Source organism: Marivita hallyeonensis, assembly GCF_900129875.1.
Taxonomy (GTDB): Bacteria; Pseudomonadota; Alphaproteobacteria; order Rhodobacterales; family Rhodobacteraceae; genus Marivita; species Marivita hallyeonensis.
Genome location: NZ_FQXC01000004.1, coordinates 92,564 through 104,962, shown reverse-complemented (window position 1 = coordinate 104,962; position 12,399 = coordinate 92,564). Strand labels below are relative to the sequence as shown.

14 protein-coding genes are annotated in these 12,399 nt (G+C 61.8%); 6 read left to right on the top strand and 8 right to left on the bottom strand.

The genetic code is table 11. The annotated features are described in order from the left end of the window. Positions 1-47 precede the first annotated feature (47 nt). From BUA42_RS13360 to BUA42_RS13350, 3 genes are all read right to left on the bottom strand, one after another. Positions 48-248: a hypothetical protein gene (locus BUA42_RS13360; protein ID WP_072778609.1), complete on the bottom strand. Its 201-nt coding sequence runs from the start codon at positions 246-248 to the stop codon at positions 48-50. 95 nt (positions 249-343) lie between these two features. Then, positions 344-508, bottom strand: coding sequence for a chitin-binding domain-containing protein (locus BUA42_RS13355; protein ID WP_072778608.1), 165 nt, complete (start codon positions 506-508; stop codon positions 344-346). 69 nt (positions 509-577) lie between these two features. Continuing rightward, positions 578-1,006, bottom strand: coding sequence for a DUF6314 family protein (locus BUA42_RS13350; RefSeq protein WP_072778606.1), 429 nt, complete (start codon positions 1,004-1,006; stop codon positions 578-580). Positions 1,007-1,167: 161 nt separating this feature from the next. On the opposite strand from BUA42_RS13350, the gene purB reads away from it, so the two are divergent. Beyond that, the gene (gene purB, locus BUA42_RS13345) at positions 1,168-2,475 is read left to right on the top strand and encodes an adenylosuccinate lyase (protein WP_072778604.1); all 1,308 of its coding nucleotides are present in this window, start codon (positions 1,168-1,170) and stop codon (positions 2,473-2,475) included. A 398-nt stretch (positions 2,476-2,873) separates the two neighbouring features. On the opposite strand, the gene BUA42_RS13340 is transcribed toward purB, so the two are convergent. The 4 genes from BUA42_RS13340 to BUA42_RS13325 all read right to left on the bottom strand — a co-directional run bounded on the left by BUA42_RS13340 (position 2,874) and on the right by BUA42_RS13325 (position 6,166). Beyond that, on the bottom strand, positions 2,874-4,001 hold the full coding sequence (locus BUA42_RS13340) for a saccharopine dehydrogenase family protein (protein WP_072778603.1): 1,128 nt from the start codon (positions 3,999-4,001) through the stop codon (positions 2,874-2,876). Further along, entirely contained in the window at positions 3,998-5,047 is a 1,050-nt protein-coding gene (locus BUA42_RS13335) for a saccharopine dehydrogenase (protein WP_072778601.1), read from the bottom strand. The genes BUA42_RS13340 and BUA42_RS13335 overlap by 4 nt, the downstream gene beginning before the upstream one ends. A 68-nt stretch (positions 5,048-5,115) precedes the next feature. After that, positions 5,116-5,775 carry a histidine phosphatase family protein gene (locus BUA42_RS13330; RefSeq protein WP_072778599.1) on the bottom strand — a complete coding sequence of 220 codons (660 nt, stop codon included), beginning with the start codon at positions 5,773-5,775 and terminating at the stop codon, positions 5,116-5,118. 76 nt (positions 5,776-5,851) lie between these two features. Then, positions 5,852-6,166, bottom strand: a complete 315-nt coding sequence (locus tag BUA42_RS13325) for a DUF1476 domain-containing protein (protein ID WP_072779321.1) — start codon at positions 6,164-6,166, stop codon at positions 5,852-5,854. A gap of 197 nt (positions 6,167-6,363) precedes the next feature. On the opposite strand from BUA42_RS13325, the gene purC reads away from it, so the two are divergent. From purC to BUA42_RS13300, 5 genes are all read left to right on the top strand, one after another. Next, positions 6,364-7,125 (top strand): phosphoribosylaminoimidazolesuccinocarboxamide synthase, encoded by a 762-nt coding sequence (purC, locus tag BUA42_RS13320; protein WP_072778598.1) that lies wholly within the window; start codon positions 6,364-6,366, stop codon positions 7,123-7,125. Between the two features lie 86 nt (positions 7,126-7,211). Beyond that, positions 7,212-7,442, top strand: coding sequence for a phosphoribosylformylglycinamidine synthase subunit PurS (gene purS, locus BUA42_RS13315; RefSeq protein WP_072779320.1), 231 nt, complete (start codon positions 7,212-7,214; stop codon positions 7,440-7,442). Then, a complete protein-coding gene (gene purQ, locus BUA42_RS13310) occupies positions 7,442-8,110 on the top strand; it encodes a phosphoribosylformylglycinamidine synthase subunit PurQ (protein WP_072778596.1) in 669 nt (222 codons plus the stop codon). The genes purS and purQ overlap by 1 nt, the downstream gene beginning before the upstream one ends. Positions 8,111-8,177: 67 nt before the next feature. Beyond that, on the top strand, positions 8,178-9,941 hold the full coding sequence (locus BUA42_RS13305) for a sensor histidine kinase (protein ID WP_072778594.1): 1,764 nt from the start codon (positions 8,178-8,180) through the stop codon (positions 9,939-9,941). 4 nt (positions 9,942-9,945) lie between these two features. Then, positions 9,946-11,280 (top strand): sigma-54-dependent transcriptional regulator, encoded by a 1,335-nt coding sequence (locus BUA42_RS13300; RefSeq protein WP_072778593.1) that lies wholly within the window; start codon positions 9,946-9,948, stop codon positions 11,278-11,280. A gap of 76 nt (positions 11,281-11,356) precedes the next feature. Here BUA42_RS13300 and BUA42_RS13295 read toward each other — a convergent pair whose 3' ends face one another. Continuing rightward, on the bottom strand, positions 11,357-12,397 hold the full coding sequence (locus tag BUA42_RS13295; RefSeq protein ID WP_072778592.1) for an ornithine cyclodeaminase: 1,041 nt from the start codon (positions 12,395-12,397) through the stop codon (positions 11,357-11,359). Between the last annotated feature and the right edge of the window lie 2 nt (positions 12,398-12,399).

Sequence of the window (12,399 nt, the reverse complement as noted above, 5' to 3'; positions counted from 1 at the left end):
CATTCGGTTGATCACTCACCGGATAGCGGAGCAGGGTTAATAAAGTCTCAGTAGCTGTAGCCCTGACCGAATTGAATCGCCATGTGCAGCTGCATTTCGGGCCAGGTTGAGCGACCACCACCCTGACGGATTTCGCTGAGCTGAAGCTGGGCCAGTTCGACATTGCCCGCTTCGACAAACGCTTGCCCAAGATAACACCGCGCCAGAAGGCTGTCCGGCTCAATGTTTATGTCAAAAGCAAGCGGCACATGTTTGACGTCATGGATTAGACAAGAGGCAATTTGCGCACAAGAAAAATACGGCCAGCCCGGCCGCCTCTAAGGTTACTTTGTCGAGGCTTGAATCAGCCGCTGACAACCTTGCAGGTGTTCGTTTCGGCGTCATAGACCGTGCCCGCGGCGCAGGTCATGGAGGCCGTGTCGTGGTCGCCCCATTGGCACGCTGCGAAACCGGAGGTCGCGGTGGCCAGCGTCAGGGCTGCGGTGGTCAGAAGTGTCTTGATGGTCATCAGTCAGTCTCCTGCGTGTTGCGTGACGCAACGGTAGCACGGATTTGGCATTTGGCAAAAAGGTCTTCGTCAGTGCGCTGCACGCGCGTAGGTGCTGACCATGGTGTAGGCTTTCCTCGGCCCCGACACCCGCCACGTGCTCTGCCACGCGGGCCAGTTCGTGAAATCGTAGACCACCTTGTAGGTATCGGGATCACACCAATGCATGGCCGTAGGATCGCCGGGTGCAAAGCTGTGGAAGGGACGGCCGTCCTCGAAATCGACGACGATACGGTCGTCCTCTTGCCGCCAGAGGTATCGGCGTTCTGCCTTGAACGGCGTCTGGCCGACCATGTGCAGGATTCCGGTTTCGGCGTAAAGCAGACCGCAGTCCCGCGTTTCAAAGGATGCCGTGCCGGTGAACCGGCTGTCAGAAGACGTCAGGCGGTCGGCAATGGTGCGATGCAGATCCCAAGCGCCAAGAAACCGGTCGAGATCCAGCGTCAGCGTGTCCGTCATTTCCGGCGATCCAGCGTCCGGGCACGGATGATGCCGGACGGGCAGGCGGGTGCGATCAGGGCAAAGCGTCTCATCCGGGGTGGGGTCTCTTGTGGCAATCGGGCGTGCAGTCTAGGAGTGCGCGCAAATTCCGCAAGTCAGTCGATGAAAGGATCGCCCGCATGATCCCCCGTTATTCCCGCCCCGACATGGTCGCCATCTGGGAACCCGCCACCAAGTTCCGCATCTGGTTCGAGATCGAGGCCCATGCCTGCGACGCGATGGCGGATCTGGGGGTGATCCCGCGGGAGAACGCCGAGGCCGTCTGGAAGGCCAAGGATGTGGAATTCGACGTGGCGCGCATCGACGAGATCGAGGCGGTGACGAAGCATGACGTGATCGCGTTTCTGACCCATCTGGCAGAGCATGTCGGCGCAGAAGAAGCGCGGTTCGTGCATCAGGGCATGACCTCGTCCGACGTGCTCGACACGACGCTGAACGTGCAGCTGACGCGTGCGGCGGACCTTCTGATCGCCGACCTCGAAGGTCTGTTGGCAGCGCTGAAGCGGCGTGCGTACGAGCATAAAGACACGCTGCGCATCGGACGGTCCCACGGTATTCACGCCGAACCCACGACCATGGGCCTGACCTTTGCGCGCTTCTACGCCGAGATGGACCGCAACCTCAGCCGCATGCGCGATGCCCGGGCCGAGATCGCGACGGGGGCGATTTCCGGCGCCGTGGGCACCTTTGCCAATATCGACCCGCGCGTGGAAGAACATGTCTGTGACAAGATGGGCCTGGTGCCGGAACCGATCAGCACGCAGGTCATCCCGCGTGACCGGCACGCCGCGTTTTTTGCCACCCTTGGCGTGATCGCGTCGTCGATCGAAAACATCGCCATCGAGATCCGTCACATGCAACGGACCGAGGTGCTGGAAGGGGCGGAGTTCTTCTCCATGGGGCAAAAAGGCTCGTCCGCCATGCCGCACAAGAAGAACCCGGTCCTGACCGAGAACCTGACGGGCCTCGCCCGCATGGTGCGTTCTGCGGTGATCCCGGCGATGGAGAACGTGGCCCTTTGGCACGAGCGCGATATCTCGCACTCCTCGGTAGAGCGGATGATCGGCCCCGATGCGACGATCACGCTTGATTTCGCCTTGGCGCGATTGACCGGGGTTATCGACAAGATGCTGATCTTCCCCGAGAACATGCTGGAAAATATGAACAAGTTCCCGGGCCTCGTGATGTCCCAGCGCGTCTTGCTGGCGTTGACCCAAGCCGGGGTCAGCCGGGAAGACGCCTATACCTACGTGCAGCGCAACGCGTTGAAGGTCTGGGAAAACCGCACGGATTTCAAAGCCGAGCTTCTGGCCGATCCCGACGTGACGGCGGCGCTGAGCGTGGATGAGATCGAAGAGAAGTTCGACCTCGGCTACCACACGAAACATGTCGACACGATCTTCGTACGGGTGTTCGGAGAGGACTAAGCTCGATCAAACGGCCATGCCACCGTGCGCCCCGTTGGTCCTCAGTTAACCACCTCTGGGGCACACACCCGCCCACGATGCGCATCGAGCGGGAAGGGTCACTCCCATGCCGCGACTTTTCTGACCCGCGTGTTTTGCGACACGCATTCTCTCACACGCCGGAAGGCTGACCATGAGAGACCGGTTTCCGAACAGGCTTGGGTATCCCCCAAGTACAGGTCGCCCGTTGAATCGGGGACGTTGAGAGAACCGTCAGGCCCATGGGGCGGCGCCGCTTCTTCTCTTTATAATGAGCTTCCGGGTTGAAGCCCGGCCTGCGATAAACCAACTGTCATCCTCCGGCGAAGGCCCGAGGATGTCCATTCACTGTGCCCGTAGGTCGGACAATGCTGCCCGACCTACAAGTGATCCACGACCATCAGGTGTTGCGCCAGCGTCTGCACCTCGTCCAGCCAACGCGCGACCAGCTTGGGGTCGTGCGGGGCGGGGTTGACACCTGGCGGGATCTCATGGGCGAGCACGGCTTCCACGGCCAGCGACACGGGCACAGAAACCAGCCGGGCCATGGCGGTGCCGCGTGCGTCGCCCCATGCGTCCATCACATACGTCTTGTGCCAGACCGGCGTGCCGTCCCGTTCGGCGAGGAAATCGACACACAGGACAACGCGATCAGCTTCGCCCGGCGCGTAGGCGTTGTCGGCCAGCAGCGCATCGGCCATTTCGGTCAGTCGCGCGTCGTCGGCGGTGCCGACTTCGGCAAAGATGTCCGACCACGCGTCAGCCCAGCCGTTGAGGCGTAGCGTGCCGCGCACGAATTCCTTGACCGGCCACCGTCCGTCGAATTGGTAGTCCTGCATGAAGGGCAGGCTGTCGCGGTTCGGGTAGACCTCGAATGTCTCGGGTTGCGGCAACGGCGCGTCGTAGCGGCTGATCGCATCCCACGGTCGCGCGACGGTCAGTTCGGTGAAGTGCCGGATGGATTTCGAAGGCGAGCGGAGCGCCTTCAGAACGCCAACCGGCGCCCAGCTGAACTTGTAGCGAAAGGCGTTGGTTTCCTTCGGGACGCCACCGCAATAGGACTTGAAAGAGATCGTGTTTTCAACGTGATACGCCGCACTCTTGCGGTACTCGGCGACAAGGTGATGCGCCATCAGGTGATCGATTCCGGGGTCCAGCCCGACTTCGTTCACCAAAGCGACTCCGGCCTCTTTCGCCGCCGCGTCCAGCGCGCGCATCTCCGGCGCTATGTAAGAAGACGAAACGAAATGCGCGCCCTTGTCGATGGCGATCTGCGCCAGCGGTACATGCCAGTCGCCCGGCAGCATCGACACGATCACGTCACCGGCAGTGACCGCGCTGGCCAGCGCCTCGGTGTCAAAGGCGCGCACGTCGTCGATCAGGTCGCCCACAGCCGCGCGGGCCTTCTCGACGGTGCGATTCCATACCACGACGGAATACCCGTCCTGTATCAGCCGCCTCAGGCCGGGGACCGAGGAAAGCCCTGTGCCGCACCAGTGAATGGTCATATCGTCACCTTTTGGATGTGGTCGTCGAAATACCGCTTCGCGCGGCCCCAAACACTGCTGTCCAGCGCGTCCAGTGTCTTCAGATGCGGCAGAAGCTGCGCCGCGAAGTCGTCGGATGACTCCTTCGGCAACAGGGATGGCAGATTGTCGATGGCCATCACGTCGAGCGGCGGATCCTCGCACGCCCGGACCACCGGTTCGGCCCAGCTTGTCACCCGGTCGTAGACCTTGATCGGAGAGAAATCGCTGTCCGGATCGCAGGCAATGTCCCCAATCACCCGCAGCTTGCGGGGACGTGTGCAGGCGTCAGCGGGGACAAAGACAGGAGTACCGGGGCGGGCCAGGATGCAGTTGAAAAACAGTTTATGGTCAAGCACTTCGGGGAAGGGCCCACCATGAGCCGTTTCGTCCATGTCCCACTTGGTGACAGCAAGCCCCAACGCTTCGCAGAGGTCAGTCGCACCGGTGCCGACGCGGCCCAAAGCCCCGATGACCAGCGCATTGGGCGTGGCTCCGTTCAGAGCGGTTCTGACGTCGTCACGCATCGCCTCCGACGAAGGCCACGTCGTCACGGATGGGCAGGGACCAATGCCTTGCGCCGCAAAGGCCAGAAGCGACACCGCGGCGCCTGCGTAGCCCGCCCAATAGCCAAAGGCAGCGACGCGGCGGCCATCCGGGTCTTCCAGATATTCGAGGTCGTAGAGCGTCCCGCCGCCGCGCTTGAACCGCGCGAGCAGACGTTGTCCGGCGGGTTGGCCCTTGTAGGCGTGGCCGAACATGATGTGACTGTGGCGCAGCGGTGTGTCATTATCCGGTAATTCTTTTAACCCGAATATGATCGCGTCCGTTGGCGCGTTCTCCCAGCTGCCCTCGGCGGCGATCGTCGCGCCGGTTGCGGCGTAGTCGGCGGTCGGGATCACCCGGGTCAGGCTGTCTTCGACGGTGACCTCCATCCCCTGCGCCAGCAGCGCGGCGACGCCATCGGGCAGGATGCCGACACGTTCTTCATTGTCGCGACTTTCCGCGCGCACCCAGAGGTGGGTCATGGTCTGCCTCCCGTATTCGCTTGGGCCATCCTAGTCACAGCGCCGTTCAGGCGAAAGCCGGTCTCGCATCAGATATGGGTTTGCGCAAACAATCGGTCTGGCGTGTCGAGATGCGGCAGCGCGTTGAACTGGGTCAGCGCCAGATGGCCTTCCAGTGGCAACCAACTGCTGAGCGACGTGTTCTGGATCGACAGGCAAATGTTGCAGAACGCAGCCATGTCGAGCCGCAACGTAAGCCGCATCGCCATCCCGATCAGCCCACCGGAGGTAACAAGCAGGCTGCGGCCGTTCAGCGCCGTGACCTCTTCCATCACATCCCGAACACGCGACTCGAAATGATCGAAATCTTCGGGCGCGCCTTCCAGCTTGCCGTCTTCCCAATACTGGAAGAGCGTCGGCAAATGCCGCACGAAACCTTCGCGAGTCGTCGGCAGATGGATGTCATGCTGCTCGGCCAGAAGCTGCGACATGGTAAAGTATTCAAGTTCGTTCAACCGGGGGTCGCGCGTGACATGCGCAGGCGTCGATGCTCCGATACCCTCGGCGGTTTCAACGTGGCGCCGCAGGGTGCCGGTCCAGACATGTGCAAAGACATCGCCCTTGTCCCGGAAATGCGCGCCAAGCCATTGCGACTGCTTGTGGCCAAGATCGCTCAGCCGGTCATAGTCGGCTTCATCGCGCGCACCGGTATTGGCCTGACCGTGACGCACTAGAACGATCTGGGACATGTCGCCTCTTGGATCGGTTGAAACGCAAAGAAAAACGCGCCCGGAGCGCGGGCGCGTTCCAAAATGGCGTGATGGATCAGACTTCGTCCATAATCTGGCCTTTGGCCACGATCAGGAGTTCGGCCATCTTGGCGCGGATCTCGTCATCGGTCACCCGGCCTCCCATGTCGCCAGAGACCTTGCGGACCACGTCTTCGTGTCCGGCCTCCTCGAAATCGGCTTTGACCACCTCTTTCGCATATTCGTCCGCGTCATCACCGGTCTTGCCGAGGATCTCTGCTGCCCAGAGACCAAGCAGTTTGTTGCGGCGGGCTTCGGCCTTGAACAGCATTTCCGCGTCATGGGCGAATTTGTTCTCGAAGGCGTGTTCGCGGTCGTCAAAGGTCGACATGAGTGTGGTCTCCAAAAAGAAGCGTTGGCGTTGGGTCAGGTATGGCCCGACGCGCCGCATGGTTCAAGTGGATGCGTCGCTTGCGGCACACGGTCCCATGCACTAAGACGCAGGCAACCGGCGTTGGGTCGTTGCGTTTTGCGCGCCCGAGAAAGCCGCTCTCGCGCTCTTGAGCGCTTTGGACAGAAAGACCTCACATGGCCCGTCGCAAGAAGATTTACGAAGGCAAAGCCAAGATCCTTTACGAAGGCCCCGAGCCGGGCACGGTCGTCCAGTATTTCAAGGACGATGCGACTGCATTCAATGCGGAAAAGCGGGACGTGATCGACGGCAAGGGCGTGTTGAACAACCGCCTGAGCGAGTTCTTCATGGTTGGGCTCAACTCGATCGGTGTTCCGACGCATTTCATGAAACGCCTGAACATGCGCGAGCAGCTGGTGCGGCAATGCGAGATCATCCCGCTCGAGGTGATCGTGCGCAACTTTGCCGCTGGGACGATGGCAAAACGGCTTGGGATCGAAGAAGGCACAGCGCTGCCGCGCCCGATCGTGGAATATTGCTACAAGGATGACAGCCTCGGCGATCCTCTGGTGACCGAGGAACACATCGCCGCGTTCGGCTGGGCGAGCCAGCAGGACATGGACGATATCCTGAGCCTTGCGCTCCGCGTGAATGATTTCATGTCGGGCCTGATGTATGGCGTCGGTATCAAGCTGGTCGACTTCAAGATCGAGATCGGCCGCGTCTATGACGGAGACTATCAACGCCTGATCGTGGCGGATGAGATCAGCCCCGACAGCTGTCGCTTGTGGGACATCGAGACCGGCCGCAAGCTCGACAAGGACGTGTTCCGGCGCGATCTGGGCGATCTGGCCGATGCCTATACCGAAGTGGCGCGGCGCCTCGGCGTAATGCCGGCAAACGCGACGCCGATGGAGAAGCCAAAGCTGATCAATTGACGATGCGCCTGCCGGAACCGTTCGGCAGGCATATTTGGAAAAAGAAGAAGCGGGGGTCCGCGCCCCTGATCGCAACGGAGAGCACGATGAAGGCACGGGTGCATGTGATGCTGAAAGACGGGGTTCTGGACCCCCAGGGCGAGGCAGTCCGCCATGCGCTTGGCGGGCTGGGCTTTGACGGCGTCGAAAAAGTGCGGCAGGGCAAGGTGATCGAACTGGACCTCGCCGATGGCACCTCCGAAGACACCGTGCGCGAGATGTGCGAAAAGCTGCTCGCGAACACGGTGATCGAAAGCTACCAGATCGAGCTGAGCTGATGCGCGCCGCGGTCATTGTTTTCCCCGGATCGAACTGTGATCGGGACCTGGCTGTCGCGTTGCAGAACGCGGGAATTCAGGTCGAGATGGTCTGGCACAAGGATACCGCTCTGCCGAAAGGGATCGACCTTGTCGGCATTCCGGGCGGGTTTTCCTTTGGCGACTACCTGCGCTGCGGGGCGATTGCTGCGAACTCTCCCATTTGTACCGAAGTGACGGCGCATGCAGATCGCGGTGGCTACGTCCTGGGTGTTTGCAACGGCTTTCAGGTCCTCACGGAGACCGGATTGCTGCCCGGCGCGCTTTTGCGGAATGCAGGGCTGAAATACATCTGCCGGACCGTGCCGTTGATCGTCGCCACCACCGACAGCGTCTACACGCGCGGCTACACCGTGGGACAGCAGATCGGCATTCCCATTGCGCATCACGATGGCAACTACACCGCGTCCGACGAGGTTCTGGCGCAATTGGCGTCCGAGGACCGGATCGCATTCCGCTACGCCGAGAACCCCAATGGGTCTGCAGCCGATATTGCGGGTGTCCTGTCCGCGAACCGCCGTGTGCTTGGCATGATGCCGCATCCCGAACGCGCGGCGGACGAAGGGCATGGCGGCACCGATGGCAAGGCAGTGTTCACCAGTCTCGCCAATGCGTTTGCGGCGGCATAGCGCCAGTTGACGCGGGCGTGAGCAGCCTGCGCTTGAGAGGGGCGCAGGTTCTGCGTATTCTCGCGCAATGGCGCGCGACACATTCATTGAAAGCAAAGGCAAACGGTCCGGATCTCTGTCCTGGCGCGTGCGGGCCGCGCTCTGTGCTCTGATCGCCGTGGCCGTGGCGACGGTCTATCTCACCAATCGCTACCTGACCGACCGGTTCACAGAGAGCACCAAGAACCGCGCTGAGCTGCGGCTCGCGCTGTATTCCGGCAACCTCGTGTCCGAGTTGCGCCGCAACGCTATTGTGCCGCAACTCCTTGCCAGGGACCCCGCCTTGATCGGGGCATTGAATTCCGGAGACTTTTCACAAAGCTCGCAGCGGCTCATTTCCTTCGTGGACGAGATCGGTGCGGCATCGTTGATGCTGCTCGACGTCGACGGCCGGACCGTCGCCGCGACGGATCGAGAGAGGCTGGGCGAGCAACACCGCAGTCAGGCCTATTTCATCGAAGCGCTTCGGTCGAACGCGACCGTCTTCACCTCGCAACGCGAGGAAGTTGGCAGCTTTAATTTCAGCTATAGCCGGCGCATCGAAAGTCAGGGTCAATCTATCGGCGTGATCGTGGTCGAGGTGGACCTTGCGAAGTTCGAACGTGCCTGGGCGGGGATCTCGGATGCGGTTCTGGTGACCAACAGCGAGGGCGAGATCATCCTCGCCACGGAGCCGCGCTGGCGGGGTCAGAGCGTCCAGACGGCGCTGGAACGGCAACCGCCGGACGGAGCCATCGAGCGGGCGATCCGCGCGACCGCCGATTGGACCGCCTTGCCCGCCGATGCCTATGTGCAAGGCGAGGCCGTGATGCAGATCGAGGGCCGCATTCCGTTCCGAGGCTGGAACATGACGACCTTCACCACCTATTCGAGCGTGCGTGAGCGGGTTAATGCCGTCCTCGCCCTCGAAATCATGGGGTTTGCGATTCTGGTGGCGCTGGCGTTCTACGCGTTGAGCCGCAAAACTGCCTTGAGGATGGCGCTGTTCCAGCGGGAGTCGGCAGAGCTTCGCGCATTGAACGCAAGGCTACAGCGGGAAATCGCCGAGCGGGAACGGGTGCAGGAAACGCTTGCGGTCGCCGAACAGACGCTTGCGCAAAGCTCGAAACTGGCGGCCCTGGGGGAGATGTCGGCCGCCGTCAGTCATGAGTTGAACCAACCCTTGGCGGCAATGAAAACCTATCTCGCCGGCGCCAAACTCCTGATGCGCCGCAACCGGCCGGATGAAGCGCTGTCCGCGTTCAGCCGGATCGACGATCTGATCGAACGCATGGGCGGGATCACCCGGCAGCTGAAGAGCTACGCGCGCAAGGGGCAAGAGGCGTTTTCGCCTGTAAACATGGGTGAAGCGCTCGCCTCGTCGCTGTCGATGATGGAGCCGCAGCTGAAGTCGCGGAAGGTCAAGATCACCAAGATCCTGCCCGAAGATCCGGTGCTCGTGATGGGGGACCGGATGCGGATCGAGCAGGTCATGGTGAACCTCTTGCGCAACGCGCTTGATGCCACCAAGACCGTGTCGGACCCGCAGCTTGAGATCATCCTTGCCAGCGGCGAGACGGCCACCCTTGCGATCCGCGACAACGGGCACGGGATCGAAGACCTCGATGCGCTCTTTGAGCCGTTCTACACGACCAAGCAACCGGGCGATGGCGTCGGGCTGGGCCTTGCCATTTCTTCGGGGATCGTCAACGACCTAGGGGGCAGGCTCTTGGCCCGCAACGCCGAACAGGGCGGCGCGGTGTTCGAGATGCAACTGCCGATATTGAACGACCAGACGCAGGCTGCGGAGTAAACCCATGGGAAAAGCCATGAAGATTGCGATTGTCGACGACGAAAAGGACATGCGCCAGTCCATCAGCCAGTGGCTGGCCTTGTCAGGCTATGACACCGAGACGTTCTCGAGCGCCGAAGAGGCGTTGGGCACGCTGGGACCGGATTATCCGGGCATCGTGATTTCCGATATCAAGATGCCGGGCATGGATGGCATCCAGCTTCTGCGCAAACTCATGGGGTCGGACAGTGCGCTGCCGGTGATCATGATTACCGGCCACGGCGACGTGCCGATTGCGGTTGAGGCGATGCGGATCGGGGCGTTCGACTTTCTGGAGAAACCGTTCAACCCGGACCGCATGTCGGACCTTGCCAAGAAAGCCACCAATGCGCGTCGTTTGACGCTCGATAACCGGGCGCTGCGGCGAGAACTGGGCGACGGCAACCAGATGATGCGCAAGCTCATCGGGGCCAGCCCCGCGATGGAGCGGTTGCGCGAAGACATCCTCGATCTGGGGCAGGCGGACGGGCATGTCCTGATCGACGGGGAAACCGGAACGGGTAAAACGCTGGTCGCCCATGCGCTTCATGCCGTGGGCAGCCGCGCGGGCAAGAAATTCGTTCTGATCTCCTGCGCCGCGATGGACGAGGACACGCTGATCCGCCGTCTTTTCGGGCCGATGCAGCCGGACGATGTGCGCCTTCCTGCCGTGGAAGAGGCACGGGGCGGCACGCTCGTCCTGGAAGATATCGAAGCGCTGTCGGATGCCGCGCAGGCGCGCCTGCTGACGATGATCAACGATCAGGGCACCCCGCCCGAGACGCGGATCGTGGCTATCTGCAACCTTCAGGACGAAGGCCGCACCTGCGAGGACGCGCTTCGGCCGGACCTATACTACCGCCTTGCGGCGCTCAAGATCACCGCTCCGCCTTTGCGCAATCGCGGGGAGGATATCCTGACGCTCTTTACGGCTCTCGCGGACCAGTTCGCGGACGAATACGGCTGCGACGCGCCGCAGGTCAGTGCGCAGGAGGCAGCCCAGCTTCTGCAGGCCCCGTGGCCGGGAAATGTGCGTCAGCTCATCAACTTGGCCGAACGCGCGGTGCTGCAGTCGCGCCGTGGCACAGGGACCATCGCGTCGCTGCTGATGTCCGACCATGACGAGATGCAGCCGGTGATGACGACCGAGGGCAAGCCGCTCAAGGAATATGTCGAGGCGTTTGAACGCATGTTGATCGACAACACGATGCGCCGCCATCGCGGGTCGATTGCGTCGGTGATGGAGGAGCTTTGCCTGCCACGCCGGACCTTGAACGAGAAGATGGCGAAATACGGGTTGCAGCGGTCGGATTATCTATAAGTGTAAAGCGCCATAGACGGCGCTTTCCGACGCCGTTTCGATACCGATTAGAGAAGGGTTTTCGATAGCCCTTCCGCTATCCCGCCCGCATCAACATACCGTAGAGGTCGCGCGGATTGTCCGGGTCTGCCAGCAAGTCCAACGGCAGGTTGAGACCGGTTTCCACCGTCAGCGCATGAACCACGCGCAGGGCCGAGAAGTCCTCGATGGCGAAACCCACGCTGTCGAAAAGCGTGATCTCACGCGCATCGCGGCGTCCGGGATGCGCACCGCTGAAGACCGTCCACAATTCCGTCACCGGGTGATCCGGGTCCAACTGCTGGATTTCCCCCTCGACCCGCGTCTGCGGCGGGTATTCCACAAAGATCGATGACCGGTGCAGGATGGCCTCGGCCAGTTCCGTCTTGCCGGGGCAGTCGCCTCCGATGGCGTTGATGTGGACGCCGCTGCCGACCATGTTGTCGGTCAGGATCGTTGCGTATTGCTTGTCCGCGGTGCAGGTCGTCAGGATCTGTGCACCTTCGATGGCGTCTTCCGCGGTGGCGCAGGGCACCACCGTCAAACCGGTTCCGGTGAGGTTGGTTGCACATTTTCGCGTCGCGTCCGGGTCGTTGTCGTAGAGACGCACCGTGGTGATCCCGCAGATGGTCTGCATGGCGATGCTCTGAAACTCCGCCTGCGCGCCGTTGCCGATCATCGCCATCGTGTCGGCCCCCTTTGGCGCGAGGTGTTTCGCGACCAGCGCCGACATCGCAGCCGTGCGCAGAGCGGTGAGCATCGTCATCTCGGACAAGAGCACCGGATAGCCCGTGTCCACATCGGCCAGCAGCCCAAACGCGGTGACCGTTTGCAAACCCTCAGCCGTATTCTTCGGGTGACCGTTCACGTATTTGAATGCGTATTGCGTGTCATTTGCGGTGGGCATGAGTTCGATCACGCCAACAGGGCTGTGCGCGGCGACGCGGGGCGTCTTGTCGAAGCTTTCCCAGCGGCGGAAGTCGTCCTCGATGGCATCCGCGATCCGGCGGATCATCTCGGGCAGACCAACGCGATGGATAAGCTGCATCATGTGGTCGACCGACACGAACGGGACGAGCGCCTTGTCTGACGGTTGCATCG

Coding starts and splice junctions, on each gene's coding strand:
- BUA42_RS13355 (WP_072778608.1), bottom strand. CDS start 508: ATGACCATCAAGACACTTCTGACCACCGCAGCCCTGACGCTGGCCACC.
- BUA42_RS13340 (WP_072778603.1), bottom strand. CDS start 4,001: ATGACCATTCACTGGTGCGGCACAGGGCTTTCCTCGGTCCCCGGCCTG.
- BUA42_RS13325 (WP_072779321.1), bottom strand. CDS start 6,166: ATGTCGACCTTTGACGACCGCGAACACGCCTTCGAGAACAAATTCGCC.
- BUA42_RS13335 (WP_072778601.1), bottom strand. CDS start 5,047: ATGACCCACCTCTGGGTGCGCGCGGAAAGTCGCGACAATGAAGAACGT.
- BUA42_RS13300 (WP_072778593.1), top strand. CDS start 9,946: ATGGGAAAAGCCATGAAGATTGCGATTGTCGACGACGAAAAGGACATG.
- purC (WP_072778598.1), top strand. CDS start 6,364: ATGGCCCGTCGCAAGAAGATTTACGAAGGCAAAGCCAAGATCCTTTAC.
- purQ (WP_072778596.1), top strand. CDS start 7,442: ATGCGCGCCGCGGTCATTGTTTTCCCCGGATCGAACTGTGATCGGGAC.
- BUA42_RS13330 (WP_072778599.1), bottom strand. CDS start 5,775: ATGTCCCAGATCGTTCTAGTGCGTCACGGTCAGGCCAATACCGGTGCG.
- purB (WP_072778604.1), top strand. CDS start 1,168: ATGATCCCCCGTTATTCCCGCCCCGACATGGTCGCCATCTGGGAACCC.
- purS (WP_072779320.1), top strand. CDS start 7,212: ATGAAGGCACGGGTGCATGTGATGCTGAAAGACGGGGTTCTGGACCCC.
- BUA42_RS13350 (WP_072778606.1), bottom strand. CDS start 1,006: ATGACGGACACGCTGACGCTGGATCTCGACCGGTTTCTTGGCGCTTGG.
- BUA42_RS13295 (WP_072778592.1), bottom strand. CDS start 12,397: ATGCAACCGTCAGACAAGGCGCTCGTCCCGTTCGTGTCGGTCGACCAC.
- BUA42_RS13305 (WP_072778594.1), top strand. CDS start 8,178: ATGGCGCGCGACACATTCATTGAAAGCAAAGGCAAACGGTCCGGATCT.